14 protein-coding genes are annotated in these 17,929 nt (G+C 65.3%); 7 read left to right on the top strand and 7 right to left on the bottom strand.

Translation table 11 applies throughout. The features are described 5' to 3' along the window. Positions 1-4: 4 nt before the first annotated feature. Complete coding sequence (arnB, locus tag H681_RS05085) at positions 5-1,144, bottom strand: UDP-4-amino-4-deoxy-L-arabinose aminotransferase (protein ID WP_015475762.1); 1,140 nt, start codon at positions 1,142-1,144, stop codon at positions 5-7. A gap of 292 nt (positions 1,145-1,436) precedes the next feature. On the opposite strand from arnB, the gene H681_RS27090 reads away from it, so the two are divergent. From H681_RS27090 to H681_RS05105, 4 genes are all read left to right on the top strand, one after another. Next, positions 1,437-3,494 carry an aminotransferase class I/II-fold pyridoxal phosphate-dependent enzyme gene (locus H681_RS27090; RefSeq protein WP_041711739.1) on the top strand — a complete coding sequence of 686 codons (2,058 nt, stop codon included), beginning with the start codon at positions 1,437-1,439 and terminating at the stop codon, positions 3,492-3,494. A 69-nt stretch (positions 3,495-3,563) separates the two neighbouring features. Further along, positions 3,564-4,349, top strand: coding sequence for a transporter substrate-binding domain-containing protein (locus tag H681_RS05095; protein WP_015475764.1), 786 nt, complete (start codon positions 3,564-3,566; stop codon positions 4,347-4,349). A gap of 73 nt (positions 4,350-4,422) precedes the next feature. Further along, positions 4,423-5,133, top strand: coding sequence for an ABC transporter permease (locus H681_RS05100; protein WP_015475765.1), 711 nt, complete (start codon positions 4,423-4,425; stop codon positions 5,131-5,133). Positions 5,134-5,146: 13 nt separating this feature from the next. Next, complete coding sequence (locus H681_RS05105; RefSeq protein WP_015475766.1) at positions 5,147-5,896, top strand: ABC transporter permease; 750 nt, start codon at positions 5,147-5,149, stop codon at positions 5,894-5,896. 1 nt (position 5,897) lies between these two features. Here the strand turns inward: H681_RS05105 and H681_RS05110 are convergent, their stop codons facing one another. After that, entirely contained in the window at positions 5,898-6,521 is a 624-nt protein-coding gene (locus H681_RS05110) for a TetR/AcrR family transcriptional regulator (protein ID WP_015475767.1), read from the bottom strand. A gap of 141 nt (positions 6,522-6,662) precedes the next feature. On the opposite strand from H681_RS05110, the gene H681_RS05115 reads away from it, so the two are divergent. Next, a complete protein-coding gene (locus H681_RS05115) occupies positions 6,663-7,676 on the top strand; it encodes a succinylglutamate desuccinylase/aspartoacylase domain-containing protein (RefSeq protein WP_015475768.1) in 1,014 nt (337 codons plus the stop codon). Between the two features lie 110 nt (positions 7,677-7,786). Here the strand turns inward: H681_RS05115 and H681_RS05120 are convergent, their stop codons facing one another. Next, positions 7,787-8,230 carry an REP-associated tyrosine transposase gene (locus H681_RS05120; protein WP_015475769.1) on the bottom strand — a complete coding sequence of 148 codons (444 nt, stop codon included), beginning with the start codon at positions 8,228-8,230 and terminating at the stop codon, positions 7,787-7,789. Between the two features lie 178 nt (positions 8,231-8,408). Then, a complete protein-coding gene (locus H681_RS05125; protein ID WP_015475770.1) occupies positions 8,409-9,992 on the bottom strand; it encodes a peptide chain release factor 3 in 1,584 nt (527 codons plus the stop codon). Between the two features lie 625 nt (positions 9,993-10,617). Between H681_RS05125 and H681_RS05130 the strand changes: the two genes are divergently transcribed. Beyond that, entirely contained in the window at positions 10,618-11,781 is a 1,164-nt protein-coding gene (locus H681_RS05130; protein WP_015475771.1) for a type III PLP-dependent enzyme, read from the top strand. Positions 11,782-12,021: 240 nt separating this feature from the next. On the opposite strand, the gene H681_RS05135 is transcribed toward H681_RS05130, so the two are convergent. From H681_RS05135 to H681_RS05145, 3 genes are all read right to left on the bottom strand, one after another. Continuing rightward, positions 12,022-13,824 carry a phosphoethanolamine transferase CptA gene (locus tag H681_RS05135; protein ID WP_015475772.1) on the bottom strand — a complete coding sequence of 601 codons (1,803 nt, stop codon included), beginning with the start codon at positions 13,822-13,824 and terminating at the stop codon, positions 12,022-12,024. A gap of 63 nt (positions 13,825-13,887) precedes the next feature. After that, positions 13,888-14,718: a tetratricopeptide repeat protein gene (locus tag H681_RS05140; protein ID WP_015475773.1), complete on the bottom strand. Its 831-nt coding sequence runs from the start codon at positions 14,716-14,718 to the stop codon at positions 13,888-13,890. Between the two features lie 6 nt (positions 14,719-14,724). Continuing rightward, positions 14,725-15,405 carry a Fe2+-dependent dioxygenase gene (locus H681_RS05145; protein WP_015475774.1) on the bottom strand — a complete coding sequence of 227 codons (681 nt, stop codon included), beginning with the start codon at positions 15,403-15,405 and terminating at the stop codon, positions 14,725-14,727. 201 nt (positions 15,406-15,606) lie between these two features. Here H681_RS05145 and H681_RS05150 point away from each other — a divergent pair, with 201 nt between their 5' ends. Continuing rightward, positions 15,607-17,904, top strand: coding sequence for a TonB-dependent receptor (locus tag H681_RS05150; RefSeq protein WP_015475775.1), 2,298 nt, complete (start codon positions 15,607-15,609; stop codon positions 17,902-17,904). The last annotated feature ends 25 nt before the right edge of the window (positions 17,905-17,929 follow it).

Below are 17,929 nucleotides of genomic sequence, written 5' to 3' on the forward strand. Positions count from 1 at the left end.
GGCGTCACCGGGTGAGGGTTTCGATGGCTTCCACCACGCGGTCGAGGTCGCCGCTGGTCATGTCGGGGAACAGCGGGATGGAGCACAGGCGCGCCGAGTTCCATTCGGTGTCGGGCAGGTGCACGTCGGGGAAGCGCTGGCGGTAGTAGCTGTGCAGGTGGCTGCCGATGAAGTGGATGCCGCTGCCGATACCGCGCTGCTGCAGGGCCTGCATGAAGCCGTCGCGGTCAATGCCGCAGCGCTCGGCGTCGATGCGCAGGATGTACAGGTGCCAGGCGTGGTCGTGAGGCTGGTCCGGCACCGCCAGGGGCTCGACCGGCAGGCCGGCCAGGCGCTCCCGGTAGGCCGCCGCCAGTTCGGCGCGGCGCGCGTTGATCGCTGCCAGGCGGTCGAGCTGGACCAGGGCGATGGCCGCGTTGATGTCGGTGAGGTTGTACTTGAAGCCGGGCTCGATCACCTGGGCCTGGGGCTTGCGGCCGTGGGTCAGGCGGTCGTAGGCGTCCACGCCCAGGCCGTGGAACTTGAGCATGCGCACGCGATCGGCCAGGGCGTCGTCGTCGGTGACGAACATGCCGCCTTCGGCGCAGGTCATGTTCTTGATCGCGTGGAAGGAGAAGATCGCGGTGCCGCTCTGGCCGATGGGCCGGCCCCGGTAGCGGGTGCCGGCGGCGTGGGCGGCGTCTTCGATCACGGCGATGCCGTGGCGCTGCGCCAGCGCGTTGATCGGGTCCATGTCGGCGGCGGCGCCGGCGTAGTGCACCGGGATGATGGCGCGGGTACGCGGGGTGATCGCCGCTTCGATGCGCGCGGCGTCGGTCATCAGGGTGTCGCGGTCGACATCGACGAACACCGGCGTGGCGCCGAGCAGGCAGATCATGTTGGCGGTGGACACCCAGGTCTGCGACGGGGTGATCACCTCGTCGCCCGGGCCGATGCCCAGCGCCAGCAGCGCCAGGTGCATGCCGCCGGTGGCCGAGGCCAGCGCCACGGCGTGCCGGCAGCCGATGGATTGAGCGAAGCGCTGTTCCAGTTCCTGGTTCTTCGGGCCGGTGGTGATCCAGCCTGAGCGCAGCACCTCGTTGACCGCCCGGATCTCCTCGTCACCGATGCCGGGGCGGGAGAAGGGGAGGAAGTTCATGTCCATGCGATGAGTCCTGACGGGCCGGGCCACGCTGCTTGAGTGCCGGAACGCTAGCGAGACGCTCGTTAAGAACCCGTTAAGTACATGTGGTGAAACTGTCATCGCCGCTCTGCGACCGGGCCGCGCGGCTTGTCCGAGCTGGAGGCGGTCTGTCGGGAGTGTTCTGAAAACGACCTTTTGCTGTCGGTAATCGCTGTTGAACACTCGTTCATCCTTGGCTATGGTGGCTCCACGCTCTGGCGGACAAAAACTCCAATACCCGCCGGACAAGCCGTCATTCGGATGAGGTCTTCGCATGCGTTATTCGTCGCTTGTGGACAGGATGCTCGGACCCGGCGTCGCCGCCTGGGACATTCACTACGCGGCCATCGCCGCCCAGCGTGAAGGCCGGGACGTGATCGTCCTGAGCGTCGGCGACCCGGATTTCGCCACGCCGGACTTCATCACCGAGGCCGCCGTCACCTCGCTGCGCGCCGGCGATACCCACTACAGCGACGTGGCCGGGCGCCCGGAGCTGCGCCAGGCCATCGCCGCGCTGCACGAGCGACGATGCGGGCAGGCGGTGGCGGCGGAAAACGTCATCGTCGTGGCCGGTGCGCAGAACGGTCTGTTCGCCGCCGCCATGTGCCTGCTGGAACAGGGCGACGAAGTCATCGTCTTCGACCCGGTGTACGTCACCTACGAGGCCACCCTGAAATCCACCGGTGCCGTGCTGGTGCCGGTGCCGACCCGCGCCGAGCGGGGTTTCCGCCTCGACGCCGCGGACCTGGCCGCCGCCATCACCCCGCGCACCAAGGCGATCTTCTTCGCCAACCCGAACAACCCCACCGGCGTCGTGCTCAACCGCGAGGAACTGCTGGCCATCGCCGAACTGGCCGGGGCCCACGATCTCTGGGTGGTGGTGGACGAGGTCTACGAGGGGCTGACCTTCGAACGCGAGCACCAGGGCTTCGCCGCGCTACCCGGCATGGCCGAGCGCACCCTGAGCATCGGCAGCCTGTCGAAATCCCACGCCATGACCGGCTGGCGCGCCGGCTGGATCGTTGCCAACCCGACCCTGGTCGGGCACCTGGAAAACCTCGCGCTGAACATGCTGTACGGCCTGCCGGGCTTCGTGCAGGAAGCCGCGCGGGTGGCTGTCGAGCGGCACGATGAGGTGGTGTCGTCGATGCGCGGGATCTATCGCCGGCGTCGTGACCTGGTGGTTGCCGCGCTGAGCGATTGCCCGCGGGTAAAGGTGCTGAAGCCCGAGGCCGGCATGTTCGTGATGGTAGACGTGCGCGATACCGGGCTGAGTTCGCTGGACTTTTCCTGGCAGCTGTTCCACGCCACCGGTGTCTCGGTGCTCGACGCGGCGGCCTTCGGCCCGCAGGCGGAAGGCTTCGTGCGGCTGTCGTTCGGCCTGAGCGACGAGAGCATGGCCGAGGCGTGTGCGCGGATCATTCGGTTCGTTGAATCCCTTCCGACGAATGCAAAGTCTGCCCCTGTAGGAGCGAGCTTGCTCGCGAACGCTCTTGATGTTTCCGGTGCAGAGGCGGGTTCGCGAGCAAGCTCGCTCCTACAAGAGCCGCAGCAGCCCGCGAGCAAGCCCGTCATCGAAGTGCGCGATCTGCACAAGCGCTTCGGCGACTTCGAGGTGCTCAAGGGCGTGTCGCTGTCGGCGCGCGAGGGTGAGGTTATCTCGCTGATCGGCGCCAGCGGCTCGGGCAAGAGCACCCTGCTGCGCTGCATCAACATGCTGGAGATTCCCAACCAGGGCTCGGTCACCGTCAACGGCGAGACCATCGGCCTGACCCAGAACCGCCACGGCGAGCCGATGGTGGCCGACCAGAAGCAGCTCACCCGCATCCGCTCGCAACTGGGCATGGTGTTTCAGAGCTTCAACCTGTGGCCGCACCGCAGCGTGCTGGAGAACCTGATCGAGGCGCCGACCTTCGTCCTCCACGAGAGCAAGGCCGAGGCCCGCGAGCGCGCCGAGGCGCTGCTGGAACGCGTCGGCCTGGCCGAGAAGCGCCATGAGTACCCGGCCTTCCTTTCCGGCGGCCAGCAGCAGCGCGTGGCCATTGCCCGTGCGCTGGCCGTGCGGCCGAAGGTGATGCTGTTCGACGAGCCGACCTCGGCATTGGACCCGGAGCTGGTGGGCGAGGTGCTGAAGGTGATCCGCTCGCTGGCGGAGGAAGGGCGGACCATGATCCTGGTCACCCACGAGATGGCTTTCGCCCGCGACGTATCCAGCCATGTGGCGTTCCTCCACAAGGGCCTGATCGAGGAGGAGGGTACCGCCGAGGAGGTCTTCTCGCGGCCGCGCAGCGAGCGCTGCCGGCAGTTCGTCAACGCGCACCAGAATCGCTGACCGATGCCGCGCTGTCGGCGCATCGATGAGCGTGACCCAACACTCAATACAACAATGCAGGGGATCACGATGAACAAGAAAGGTCTGTGCAATCTGATGGTGGGTGCGGCGATGCTGGTGGCCGGCGTGGCGAGTGCCCAGGCCGAGACGATCCGCTTCGCCCTGGCCGCCGAACCCTATCCGCCGTTCTCGCAGAAGCAGCCCGATGGCAGCTGGGTCGGCTTCGAGCCGGACCTGATCCACAAGGTCTGCGCCGAGATGAAGGCGACCTGCGAGATCGACGAGGTGGCCTGGGACGGCATCATCCCGGCGCTGCTGGCGAAGAAGATCGACGTGATCTTCAACTCGCTGTCGATCACCGATGAGCGCGAGAAGCAGATCGCCTTCAGCCGCCCCTACTACGACACCCCGGTGGCCGTTGCCGCGCCCCAGGCGGTGGACGTGCAGATCAGCCCCGAGGGGCTGAAGGGCAAGACCATCGGCGTGCAGATTTCCACCGTCAGCTCCAACTACCTGAAGAAGTACTACGAGAAGATCGCCGACGTGCGCTACTACGACACCCAGGACTCGGTGAACGCCGACCTGGTGGCCGGGCGCATCGACCTGATGATGGCCGACGGCATCGCCGTGGCGTCCTTCGTCAAGTCGCCGGACGCCCAGGCGGCCGGCATCGTCAACAAGGGCGAGGTGAAGTACGACCCGGTGTTCGGCCGTGGCGTCGGCGCCGGCCTGCGCAAGGGCGACACCGAGCTGAAGGCGAAGATGGACGAGGCCATCGGCAAACTGCTCGCCAGCGACGACTACAAGGCGCTGTCGGACAAGTACTTCGGCATGAGCGTCGCGCCCAAGCAGTGATCCCGGAGTGAGCTGGACCCGTGCCCGCTGCGGGCACGGGGACGACCCTGAGCCTCCCAGCCTGGAGACGGCCATGCAAAGCATCTTCGACCTGATCGGCTTCGGCCCCACCGGCTGGGGCCCGGCCCTGCTCAAGGGGCTGCTGGTCACCCTGCAGATTTCCGTCGGCGCCTTTCTCGTCGGCCTGCTGATCGGCCTGGCCGCGGCCAGCGCCAAGATCGGCGGACCGCGCCCGCTGGCGATGCTCGCGCGCGGCTACACCACGCTGTGCCGGGCGGTGCCGGAGCTGCTGCTGATCCTGCTGCTGTTCTACGTCGGCTCCATGGGCCTGAACCAGTTCTTCGAGTGGCTCGGTTACGGCCAGGTGAAGCTCAACGGCATGATGGTGGCCATCGTCGTGCTCGGTCTGGTGCAGGGCGCCTACGCCTCGGAAATCTTCCGTGGCGCCATCCAGTCGATTCCCTATGGCCAGATCGAAGCGGCGCGCGCCTACGGCATGCACGGCTTCGGCCTGTTCCGCCGGGTGACCCTGCCGATGATGGCGCCCAACGCGCTGGCTGGCATGGCCAACCTGTGGGTCAACCTGATCAAGGACAGTGCGCTGATCAGTGTGGTGGGTACCAACGAGCTGCTCTACACCGCCAAGCAGGCCGCCGGTTCGACCCGTCACTACCTGACCTTCTACCTCACCGCGGCGGCGCTGTATTACGTGCTCACCGTGCTTTCCAACCTGTTCGCGGGCTACCTGGAGCGGCGCTTCCGCCGCTGGATTCCGGCGGTCTGAACGAGGCGCGGCGATGAACGAACACTGGCTATTCGTCTATGGGGCCCTGCTGCTCAAGGGTCTGGGCACCACCCTGGTGATCCTGCTGATTTCCGCCACGCTGGGCTTCGTGCTGGCGCTGGGTGTGGCGCTGGCGCGGATGTCGCGCAACTTCCTGGTCTCGCGCCTGGCGCTGGCGTACACCAGCGTGATTCGCGGCACGCCGCTGCTGGTGCAGATCTACATCTTCTACTACGGCCTGGGCAGCCTCTTCGCGCAGTTCCCGCTGATCCGTGGCAGCTTCCTCTGGCCGTATCTGCGCGATGGCTTCTGGTACATCGTGATAGCGCTCATCCTCTCGGTCGGCGCCTATGTCGGCGAGGTGGTTCGTGGCGGGCTGAAGGCTGTGCCGCGCGGCGAGCTGGAGGCCGCTTCGGCGTTCGGCATGAACCGCACACTGGTGCTTTACCGCGTATGGCTGCCACGGGCCATTCGCCTGCTGCTGCCGACCCTGGCAGGGGAGAGCGTGATGCTGCTCAAGTCCACTGCGCTGGCTTCCACCATCGCCGTGGTCGACCTGCTCGGCGCGGCCAACGTGGTGCGCGCGCAGACCTTCCAGGTCTATGAGCCGCTGCTGCTGGTGGCGGCGATCTACATCTGCCTGACCTTCATCATCGAGGCGCTGTTTGCCGTGCTGGAGCGCGCCACGCCGGTCCGCCGCGAGGCACAGAAGTCGACGCAGCGGAGCTGGCTGGGCAAGCGCAGGCCGCGCACGGCCGTTTGAGTCATGCGTAGGCTCCGCGCCTGAGCCCTTCCACCCAGCAGCGGCTGAGTTCGAGTCCGTCAGCGGCGCTGAAGGTGGTCGGATTCAGGCACCACTCCAGCCACAGTCCGTCGAGCATGGCGGAGAGACCGATGGCGGCGAGGCGCGGGCGCGCCACGCTGAAACCCTCGGCGCTGGCGAGTTCGCTGATGAGTTTTTCCAGGATCGCGAGGTAGCTGTGGTAGCCGCGCTCGTGCGCTTCGTTCACCGGCGGCGAGTGGCGGATCAGGCTCCAGAACACTACCCAGGGGCTGAGCAGGTCCGGGTCCAGCACCTGGGGCGAGAAGGACCCGGTGAGAAAGGCTTCCATGCGCGCGGCGGGGTCGTTGCCGACCGCGTCGACCTGCTGGTAGAGCGCCTGGGTGACCTCGCTGGCGAGGGTTTCGTAGGCCTGGGCGACCAGCGCGTCGATGCTGCCGAAGTGGTGGTTCACCAGGCCCACCGCGACGCCGGCTTCCTTGGCGATGCGACGCACCGAGATGCCCGCATGGCCATCGGCGACCAGGCACTTGAGGCAGGCGCGCACGAGGTGGTCGCGGCGTTCCTCGGGTGTGGTGCGCTGGGCTTTCTGGCGGGGGATATCCAAGGGCGGGCGTCCTGTGTTGCGGGGTGCCGGCAAGCGGCGAACGGTTTCGATACTAGGAGGCGACGAGGAAGATTTCCACGGGCCTTTTGGATAGAGAGCCGACAGAGACCAGACAGAGGCCAAACAGAGGAGAGAAGACAGATGATCGAGGACGTATCCTTTGCCGTACCCGGTGATTCCGGCGCCGAGCTGCGCGTGCGCGCCTGGCGTATCGACGGCGGCAGACCGGGGCCGAAGGTGCACCTGCAGGCAGGCGTGCACGCCGATGAAATCGCCGGGATGCTGGTGCTTCACGAACTGCTGCCACGCCTGCGCGATGCCGCCGAACGCGGTGCGCTCAAGGGCAGCGTGACGGTGGTGCCGCAGGCCAATCCCTTCGGCATCGGGCAGTTCCGCCAGGGACGGATTCTCGGTCGGAACCACGACGCGACCTCGCGCAATTTCAATCGTGGCTTCATCGCCTCGGCGGCCGCCAGCGGCATCCTGGATAACCTCTCGCTGTGGCAGAAGCGCCTGGCGGAACTGGCCGCGCCGGCGGACATCGTGCTCGACCTGCATACCGATGACGAGGCGCTGCAGTACATCTACCTGCACGAATGCTTCTGGCCTGCCGCGCAGGACCTCGCCGCCGCCTTGCGCGCGGAACTGGCGATCATCTGGGAGGGCGACAGCGATGGCGCCTTCGAGGAAGTGGTGATCGCCCCGTGGCTGGCGGAGCAGCGCTTCGCCGGACGCCTGGTGGCAACCGTCGAACTGCGCGGCCAGGGCGACGTCAGCGACGCGCTGGCGCGGCAGGATGCGGACGGGCTCTACCGCTTCCTCGGCGCCCGTGGCGTGGTCACCGATGCCGGGCCGTTGCCGGAGTGGAAGGGCGTTGCCACGCCCATCGGCTTCATGGAAACCGTGTTCGCCCCGGCTGCGGGCGTGCTGGTGTTCGAGCGCGAACTGGGCGAACGCATCGAGGCCGGTGAACGCTTCGCCCGCATCATCGCCCGTCCCGGCGATGCCGGTAGCGAGCACATCCTGCGCGCACCGCAGGGCGGGCTGCTCGCCACGCGCTATCGCGACCGGCTGATCCCGCAGGGCGCCATCGCCGCCAAGCTGACCGGCAGCGCGACTTCCAGCACCTGGAGTTCGGGCGCGCTCGACCCGTAACGCAGGTTTGCTCTTCGTAGGAGCGAGCTTGCTCGCGAACAAACCCCGCTGCGAGGCCGGGTTCGCGAGCAATAACGATGGCGTCCCCCTCGCTCCTACAGGGCTATGCGTCACAGCCAGACGGCGCTCCAAAATGGGTAGTCGCAGAGGGATTTGACCAGACCCGCTCGCAAGGGATTGGCAATCAGGTAACGGGCTGCGGCTTTCAAGTCTTCGTCGCGGCGCAGGGCGTGATCGTGGAAGCCCGATTGCCAGACTTTACCTGTGCGTTTCAGCGCTCTGTTCAGTGAGATTGCAGTGAGGGATTTCAGTTGTTGCATAAAGTCACTCAATGAACCGCTCTCGAGTTGGACCAGGCAATGCAAATGGTCCGGCATCAATACCCAGGCGAGGAGATTGGCCTGGGCCAGTTGGTGCAGTGCTTGAGCAACTGGGCAGGAAGCGTTCCAGTGCGTGAATACCGGTTCACGCTGATAGGTGACGGTTGTCACCAGGTATATCTGCCCTTCGATCGAGTGACGTCCATTGCGCAGATTTTTGCCATGAAACCCCATCTCAACTCCCCTATGTGTACCGATGCTTACGGTTGCAGAGGAATTGAGGCCTGACTGTAGGAGCGAGCTTGCTCGCGAACCGGACCCGGCAGGTTCGCGAGCAAGCTCGCTCCTACGAAAGGCGGATCGGTGCAAATGAAAACGCCCGCACAGGGCGGGCGTTTTCGGAAGGGCGAACTCAGTGGTGTTCGCGGGTGGCGCGGAAGGTGATGTCCGGCCAGCGCTCTTCCATCAGGCTCAGGTTGACGCGGGTCGGGGCCAGGTAGGTGAGGTGGCCGCCGCCGTCGACGGACAGGTTCTCGAAGGCCTTGTCCTTGAACTCCTTGAGCTTCTTCTCGTCCTTGCACTCGATCCAGCGCGCCGACCAGACGTTGATCTGCTCGTAGGCGCACTCGACCTTGTATTCCTCCTTCAGGCGGCTGGCGACGACGTCGAACTGCAGCACGCCGACGGCGCCGAGGATGATGTCGTTGTTGCGCTCGGGGAAGAACACCTGGGTCGCACCTTCCTCGGCCAGTTCCTGCAGGCCCTGGCGCAACTGCTTGGATTTGAGCGGGTCCTTCAGGCGCACGCGGCGGAACAGTTCCGGGGCGAAGTGCGGGATGCCGGTGAAGCCCAGCGCCTCGCCTTCGGTGAAGGTGTCGCCGATCTGGATGGTGCCGTGGTTGTGCAGGCCGATGATGTCGCCGGCGAAGGCCTCCTCCAGCTGCTCACGCTCGCTGGAGAAGAAGGTCAGTGCGTCGGCGATCTTCACGTCCTTGCCCAGGCGCACGTGGCGCATCTTCATGCCCTTCTCGTACTTGCCCGAGCAGATGCGCATGAAGGCGATGCGGTCGCGGTGCTTGGGGTCCATGTTCGCCTGGATCTTGAACACGAAGCCCGTGAACTTCTCCTCGGTCGGCGCCACGCTGCGCTCGTGGGCGCCACGCTCCAGCGGTTGCGGGGCCCAGTCGACGATGCAGTCGAGCACCTGGTCGACACCGAAGTTGCCCAGCGCGGTACCGAAGAACACCGGGGTCATCTCGCCCTTGAGGAAGGCGTCCTTGTCGAACGCGTGGCAGGCGCCCTGCACCAGTTCCAGCTCTTCGAGGAAGTTGTCGTAGAGGTCGCCCAGGTGCGCGCGCGCTTCGTCGGAGTCGAGCTTGTCGATGACCTGGGTCTCGATGCGCTCGTGGCCGTGGCCCGGCACGTAGACGATGATCTTGTCTTCGGCGAGGTGGTAGACACCCTTGAAGTCCTTGTAGCAGCCGATCGGCCAGGTGATCGGCGCGGCCTTGATCTTCAGTACCGCTTCGATCTCGTCGAGCAACTCGACGGGGTCGCGGATGTCGCGGTCGAGTTTGTTGATGAAGCTGACGATGGGCGTATCGCGCAGGCGGCAGACTTCCATCAGGGCGATGGTGCGCGGCTCTACACCCTTGCCGCCGTCGAGGACCATCAGCGCCGAGTCCACCGCGGTCAGGGTGCGGTAGGTGTCTTCGGAGAAGTCTTCGTGGCCGGGGGTGTCGAGCAGGTTGATCATGTGCTCGCGGTAGGGGAACTGCATCACCGAGGTGGTGATGGAGATGCCGCGCTGCTTCTCCATCTCCATCCAGTCGGAGGTGGCGTGGCGGTCGGACTTGCGCGACTTCACGGTACCAGCGACGGCGATCGCCTTGCCCATCAGCAGCAGCTTTTCGGTAATGGTGGTCTTACCGGCGTCGGGGTGGGAGATGATCGCGAACGTGCGGCGTTTGGCGACTTCGGCGGCCTGGAGGGTCATGGATGCGTGCCTGGCTGGAATCGAGGATGGGCCCGGATCGGCCCAAAAGCGCGGGATTATAACGGGAAATGACCGGTCGATCAGCGCCACCGGGCACCCGGCGGCCTATGGGCGTCGGTGGGGCGCCGATGAGCTCGCTCCGGGGCGCGGTTTCGGCAGGCGATCGGGTGTCATCGGCCAAGCCGGCAATGACCCCTGTATCGGGGGCCGCGAAAAGGCCGTCCGGCCGCCCTTGTCATCCCCCTGAAACCCGCGCCTGTGCAGCATTTCATGGCGCTTTGTTAAGGATTCGAAACGAAATGCCGGATGGCGACAAAGGGTTATGAAAAAGCGGCAATTTTTGATTGATCTGTGCTGCCTCTGGTCCTAAAGTTCGCGCCCGAACGCTCATGCTGGAAACGATCCATCCGGCTCAAGTACTGACGACGAGAGGTTGCCGACCCGGCGACTCCGCGCCCCGACAGGGGCAGGGAGCCCCAGGAGAAGTCGGAGCCGGTAATGCTCGGCGACATGCCTTGGGAAGTAGGCGAACCAAAGTGGGGAAACTGATCAGGCGTTCGTGGCTCGAAAGTAAAAGAGCCGTCCCTCTTTTCAATTGCGTGTTTTGCCATTTGGAGTCCCAACCATGTCCATCAAGGTCGAGGATTACTTCGCCCCGGAAACCTTCCAGCGCATGAAGGCGTTTGCCGACAAGCAGGAAACCCCCTTCGTCGTCATCGACAAGCAGACCATCGCCAACGCGTACGACCAGCTGACCGACTGCTTCCCGTTCGCCAGGATCTACTACGCGGTGAAGGCCAATCCGGCCACCGAGATCACCGAGCTGCTGCGCGACAAGGGTTCGAACTTCGACATCGCCTCGATCTACGAGCTGGACAAGGTGATGAAGACCGGCGTGGGTCCGGAGCGCATCAGCTACGGCAACACCATCAAGAAAGCCCGTGACATCCGCTACTTCTATGAGAAGGGCGTGCGCCTGTTCGCCACCGACTCCGAGGCCGACCTGCGCAACATCGCCAAGGCGGCGCCGGGCTCCAAGGTCTACGTGCGCATCCTCACCGAGGGTTCCACTTCCGCCGACTGGCCGCTGTCGCGCAAGTTCGGCTGCCAGACCGACATGGCCATGGACCTGCTGGTGCTGGCCCGCGACCTGGGCCTGGTGCCCTACGGCGTGTCCTTCCACGTCGGCTCGCAGCAGCGCGACATCGGCGTGTGGGACGCGGCCATCGCCAAGGTGAAGGTGATCTTCGAGCGCCTGAAGGAAGAAGACGGCATCGAACTGAAGATGATCAACATGGGCGGCGGCTTCCCGGCCAACTACATCGCCAAGACCAACAGCCTGGAAACCTACGCCGAAGAGATCATCCGCTTCCTCAAGGAAGACTTCGGTGACGAACTGCCGGAAATCATCCTCGAGCCGGGCCGTTCGCTGATCGCCAACGCCGGCATCCTGGTCAGCGAAGTGGTGCTGGTGGCGCGCAAGTCGCGCACTGCCGTGGAGCGCTGGGTGTTCACCGACGTGGGCAAGTTCTCCGGCCTGATCGAAACCATGGACGAGTCCATCAAGTTCCCGATCCACGTGGAGAAGCAGGGCGAGCTGGAAGAAGTGGTGATCGCCGGCCCGACCTGCGACAGCGCCGATATCATGTACGAGCACTACAAGTACGGCCTGCCGCTGAACCTGGCCGCCGGCGACCGCCTGTACTGGCTGTCCACCGGTGCCTACACCACCAGCTACAGCGCGGTGGAGTTCAACGGCTTCCCGCCGCTGAAGGCGTTCTACCTGTAGGTTCAGGCTCGAATGAAGAGGCCCCGCGATGCGGGGCCTCTTCGTTTCTGGCAGCGCGCTTTTGGTCCACGAATGAACCCGGCATCCCTGTAGGAGCGAGGGGAACGCCATCGTTATTGCTCGCGAACCAGACTCGCAGCGGGGGCTGTTCGCGAGCAAGCTCGCTCCTACGAAGAGCCTTCGTGCGCCGTGAAATGAAAACGCCCCGCAGTGCGGGGCGTTTTCATGGTCAGGTTCGACTCAACCCTCGTTGGGCTTCGTCGCAGCCGGCACCTGCGCGGTGGCCGGTGACCTGAGGTCCTTGACGATCTCCTGCTGCGGCGCGGCCTGGGTCGGCGGCAGCTTGTCGAAATCGTGCAGGCCGCCCTTCTTGTACGGATCGCCGATCCAGCGCGGCGCCACGGCGAATTGCGGGCTGACCAGGCTCTTCACCGGCTCGAAGCGGTCGTAGCTCAGGCCCGCGAGGTCCGACAGGGTGTGGATCAGGTGCGAGCTGCTGTACGGACGCTTGGCGGCCGCCTGCAGGTCGCGCGGGTGCGCCGCCTGCCAGCTGGACGAGGTCCAGAGCATGAACGGGATGGTGTACATCGGCCGGGTCGGGGCGCCTTCGTTGCGGCCCAGGCGGTCATGGTTGCCCGAGCTGTAGACATCCTCGCCGTGGTCGGAGAGGTACAGCAGGAAACCGTTCGGATCGGTCGCGGCGTAGCGCTTGATCAGGCTGGAGACCACGAAGTCGTTGTACAGCACAGCGTTGTCGTAGAAGTTGTAGGTTTCCACCTGGTCATCCGACAGCGCCGAGGGTACGCCCTGGCGGTCGTTGAAGTGGGCGTACTGCTCCGGATAGCGGTAGCGGTAGTCCATGTGCGTGCCGAGCAGGTGGATGACGATGAACTTCTTCTGCGCCGGGTCCTGCAGGGCCTTCTCGAAGGGCTCGAGCACCACGCCGTCGTACTGGCTGGCGTTCTGGTTGCGCTGGTTGTTCAGGTAGAACTGCGCGTCCGTCTGCTGCGAGAAGGTGGTCAGCATGGTGTTGCGCTTGGTCATCGTCTGCTGGTTGGTGATCCAGAAGGTCTTGTAGCCCGCCTGTTTCATCAGGTTGATCAGCGACGGATCGGTGAGGAACCTGTCGGGGTTCTGCTCGTCGCCGAAGGTGAGGATCTGCTGCATCACCTCGATGGTGTAGGGACGCGGCGAGACAACGTTCTGGAACACCGTCAGGTTGTGGCCTTCGGCGGCCAGCGCGTCGAGGTTCGGCGTGGTTTCGCGCGGGTAGCCATACAGGTGCATGTGCTCGCGGGTGGTGGATTCGCCCAGCACCAGCACCAGGGTGCGTGGCGCTTCGCCGCTGCTGTCCTGGAGGTTCCGCAGCGGCGGCAGGGAGGCGTTCTGCTCCAGCAGCTTCTGCATGTTGTCCAGTTGCTGGCGGTACTGGGCGTAACCCACGACCAGTTGCCAAGGCACGGCCGGCTCCATGCGCTGCTGCACCTTCTCCAGCGCTTCGGCGAAGCTGCGCTCCTGGGTGACCATCTGCTTGTAGAAGGGGTAGACCAGATTCAGCGCCACCAGCAGCACGGCCACCGGCACTCGGGTAGAGAGCGGCAGGCTGACCGGGCGGATGCGCCGCCACAACAGGATTGCGACCACCGTGTAGGCCAGCAGCGCCAGGCCCAGCCAGAGGCTGAAGTACTGGCTGAAATACTCGCCCGCCTCGGCGGTGTTCGACTCGAACATGACGAAGATGACGCTCTGCGAGAACTCCTGGCGGTAGATGCCGAAGTAGCTCAGGCCCACCAGCGAGGCGCCCCACAGCACCAGACCGATGACGGCGGAAATCCCGCGGGTGAAGCGCGGCAGCAGCAGGACCGGAGCGAGCCACAGGCTGCTGAGGAAGAAGGCGTCGCGGAAGCCGGCGAAACCGGTGGTTCCGGTGAGCAGAATCAGCAGCTGGGTGACGCCGGAGAAGTACCAGAAGAACAGCAGCAGCCAGCCCAGGCCGGCCCAGTCGACGCCTTTGCGGGCGGAAGGGGAAGTAGTGGTAGACACACACGCCTCATCGAATAGGGACAAACGGCTGCACTCCAGCAGCCGCAGGGGGCGGGGAGGCTATCAGGAATGACGTGAAAAATGCGTTAAATGACAACAATCCTGTGGGAGACGCAGTGAACTCAGGCGATTCCGGTCGGACTCATCGCCCAACTCGGCTGCGCGCTGGCAATAGGCGTGCGCCAGCCGGCGCAAGGCCTCCAGCGGGGAGCGGGCCAACTGTTCGCGGGCGACCCGCAGGAAGTTCAGGTTGCCGCCTTCCAGCGCTCGGTGCAGCCAGGGCAGGGCGCCTTCCAGGTCGCCGGCCTCGGCCAGGACCGTGGCGTGGCTGAACTGGCCGCGAAAATCGCCGGCTTCGGCGGAACGCCGATACCAGCGATGGGCTGTCTCGGTATCGCGGGCGACCACCAGGCCTTCCTCGTGGAAACGGCCGACCAGGTTCATCGACTTGGCGTGTCCCAGTTCCGCCGCCCGGCGGTACAACGCCAGGGCGTGCGCTTCGTCGCGCGCCACCCCGCGTCCGGTGGCCAGCAGGTTGGCCAGGTTGTACATCGCCCAGTCCAGGTCCGCCCCGGCGGCGAGCGCATAGTGCCCGGCGGCCGCGGCGGGGTCGGCAAGGCAGCCCCAGCCGTGTTCCAGGCAGCGGCCGAGCATGTTGCGCGCCATCGCATGGCCGCGCTCGGCGGCGATGCCGAACCAGGTCAGGGCCAGCGCCGGATCGCGCTCGATGCCGTGGCCGTCGAGGAGGATCTGGCCGAGCAGCGCCTGGGCTTCCAGCTCGCCGTCGCGGGCCGCGGCGAGGATCAGCCGGGCCGCCTGGCGCGGGTTGTCGGCGAGCTGGCCGCTGAGGTCGTCAACGGCGATTTCTTCGGTACGACGCAGGACGAAACTCATGGGCGGTCAGACATCCACCCAGCGGCGCAGCAGGTTGTGGTAGGTGCCGGTCAGTTCCACCAGCGCGGGGTGGTCGGGCACGTCGCGGGTCAGCGCCTGGATCGACTGGTCCATCTGGAACAGCAGGGCGCGCTGGCTGTCCTCGCGCACCAGGCTCTGGGTCCAGAAGAACGAGGCGATGCGCGCGCCACGGGTCACCGGGTTGACCTTGTGCAGGCTGGTGGCGGGGTAGAGCACCAGGTCGCCCGCCGGCAGCTTCACCTGCTGGGTGCCGTAGGTGTCCTGGATCACCAGTTCGCCGCCGTCGTAGTCCTCGGGGTCGCTGAAGAACAGTGTCGAGGACACGTCGGTGCGCACCCGTTCGCGGCCGCCGTGGGTGTCGCGCACGGTGTTGTCGATATGGAAGTCGAACGAGCCGCCGCCGGTGTAGCAGTTGAACAGCGGCGGGAAGACCTTGTTCGGCAGCGCGGCGGACTGGAACAGCGGGTTGCTCCACAGGCGCTGCAGCATGGCTTCGCCGATCTCGCGGGCCAGCGGGTGGTCCAGCGGCAGTTGCAGGTTGTGCTTGGCGCGGGCCGACTGGTAGCCGGCGGTGGCCTTGCCGTCGGCCCATTCGGCCTGTTCCAGGGCGGCGCGGATGCGCGCCACTTCCTCGCGGGTAAAGATGCCGGGAATGTGCAGCAGCATGGGACGGTTCCGTCGGTGCCTGGGGAAGTGCCAATGATAATGATTTGCAACAGACGGCTACAACTGTCCGTTTTGTCGCGGAGCGGTCACAAAGTGTAAATCTTGTAAATCATCTGCGTTTGAGAATATCTGGTAATTGATACAAATTCTTAATTGCACTAGATTGCGCGGCCTTCATGAGCCCCTGGGGAGGGATTTGCAATGTCGCGCCAATCGTCCGATCTCGCCGGCAACACGCCGCGCCTTCTGGCATCCGCCGTCGGTGTCGCCATCACCGCCATGTCCGGCAGCCACCTGGCCCATGCCGCCGATTCCTCGGAAAAGAAACCAAGCCAGGACGTGCTGTCCCTGGACGCCGATACCGTCGTCGGCACCCAGCAGGACCCGACCACCTACAACGTCGAGAAGTCCGCGTCGAAGAAATACACCGCCCCGCTGCTGGATACGCCGCGTTCGGTGACCGTGGTGCCGCAGCAGGTGATCAAGGACACCGGCGCGCTGACCCTGCAGGACGCCCTGCGCACCGTGCCGGGCATCACCTTCGGCGCCGGCGAGGGCGGCAACCCGACTGGCGACCGTCCGTTCATCCGTGGCTTCGACGCGCAGAGCGACACCTACGTCGATGGCGTCCGCGATACTGGCGCGCAATCCCGCGAGGTCTTCAACCTCGAGCAGATCGAAGTCAGCAAGGGCCCGAACTCGGCCTTCGGCGGCCGTGGTTCGGCCGGCGGCAGCCTGAACCTGATCAGCAAGCAGGCCAAGGCCGGCAACTTCACCGACGGCAGCTTCACCTACGGTTCCGACCAGACCCGCCGCTACACCCTGGACACCAATCAAGAGTTCCTCGACGGCAACGCCGCCTTCCGCCTGAACCTGATGACCCACGACCAGAACGTTGCCGGCCGTCAGGCGGTGGACGCCAGCCGCTGGGGCATCGCGCCGTCCGTGACCTTCGGCCTCAATGGCCCGACTCGCGTCACCGTCAGTCACTACCACCTGGAAAGCGACGACACCCCGGACTCGGGCATCCCGTACGCCAAGAGCGCCGACCGCAGCAAGCACAACCCGGACAAGCCGGTGAACGTCGACCGCGACAACTACTACGGCCTGGAAGACCGCGACTTCTCCAAGAGCCGCGTGGACACCAGCACCATCACCGTCGAGCACGACTTCAACGACAATCTGAGCCTGCGCAACACCACGCGCTACGGCACCAGCCACATCGACTACATCTGGACCCAGCCGGACGACAGCCAGGGCAACATCAACAACGGCAGCGTGTGGCGGCGCAACAACAACCGCGTCGGGACCACCACCACCGCGACCAACCAGACCGACCTGTTCGGCGAGTTCTACCTGGCAGGCTTCAAGAACAGCTTCACCACCGGCCTCGAGTTCACCCGTGAGGACAGCAAGCGCGACGGCTACACGGTCGACACCAACACCGGCCTGAACAACAACAAGTGCAACCCGTCGATCATCGGCGCGCCCAGCGGCTACAACTGCACCAGCCTGGAAAACCCGAACCCGCACGATCCGTGGAACGGCAGCATCACCCGCAACTACAAGCCGCTGAACACCGTCGGCACCACCAAGGCCATCTACGGTTTCGACACCATCGACCTGAACGAGCAATGGCAGGTCAACCTCGGCGTGCGCTTCGACAGCTTCGAGACCACCGCGAAGAACCACAACGCATCGCCCGCCAGCAAGCTCGAAGACAGCTCCAACTTCTGGAACTGGCAGGCCGGCGTGGTCTACAAGCCGGCGCCCAACGGCAGCATCTACGCCTCCTACGCCACCTCGGCGACGCCGCCGGGCAGCATGCTGGACAACGGCGACAGTTCCAACGCGGTCGACGCCTTTGCGGTGAAGAACAGCCTCGAGCCGGAAGAGACCACTAACTACGAGATCGGCACCAAGTGGAACTTCCTCGACGAGCGCCTGGAACTGACTGCCGCGATCTTCCGCACCGACAAGGACAACGCGCGCATCCTGGTGGCGCCGCAGACCTACGACAACGCCGGTGAGTCCCGCGTCGACGGCCTGGAACTGAGCGCCAGCGGCAAGCTGACCGACAAGTGGAAGGTCTTCGCCGGCTACAGCTACCTCGACAGCGAACTGGTGAAAGCCGGTCGCGCCGGCCGTAACGGCAACATCAACGCCAGCGCGCCGTCCAACAACGGCAACCAGATGCCCAACACGCCGAAGAACAGCTTCAGCCTGTGGACCACCTACGACATCCTGCCCAACGCCACCATTGGCGGCGGCACCTTCTATGTCGACAAGGTCTACGGCGACGTGGCCAACACCATGTACGTCCCGGACTACTGGCGCTACGACGCGATGGCCGCCTACAAGCTGACCAAGAACGTCGACTTCCAGCTCAACGTGCAGAACGTCTTCGACAAGAAGTACTTCGACAAGGCCTACGCCTCGCACTACGCGAACCAGGCGGCCGGCCGCACCGTGCTGCTGTCCACCAACTTCCACTTCTAAGGCTCGCCTGCTGGCGAACCACCCC

This window comes from Pseudomonas sp. ATCC 13867 (assembly GCF_000349845.1).
Lineage (GTDB): Bacteria > Pseudomonadota > Gammaproteobacteria > Pseudomonadales > Pseudomonadaceae > Pseudomonas.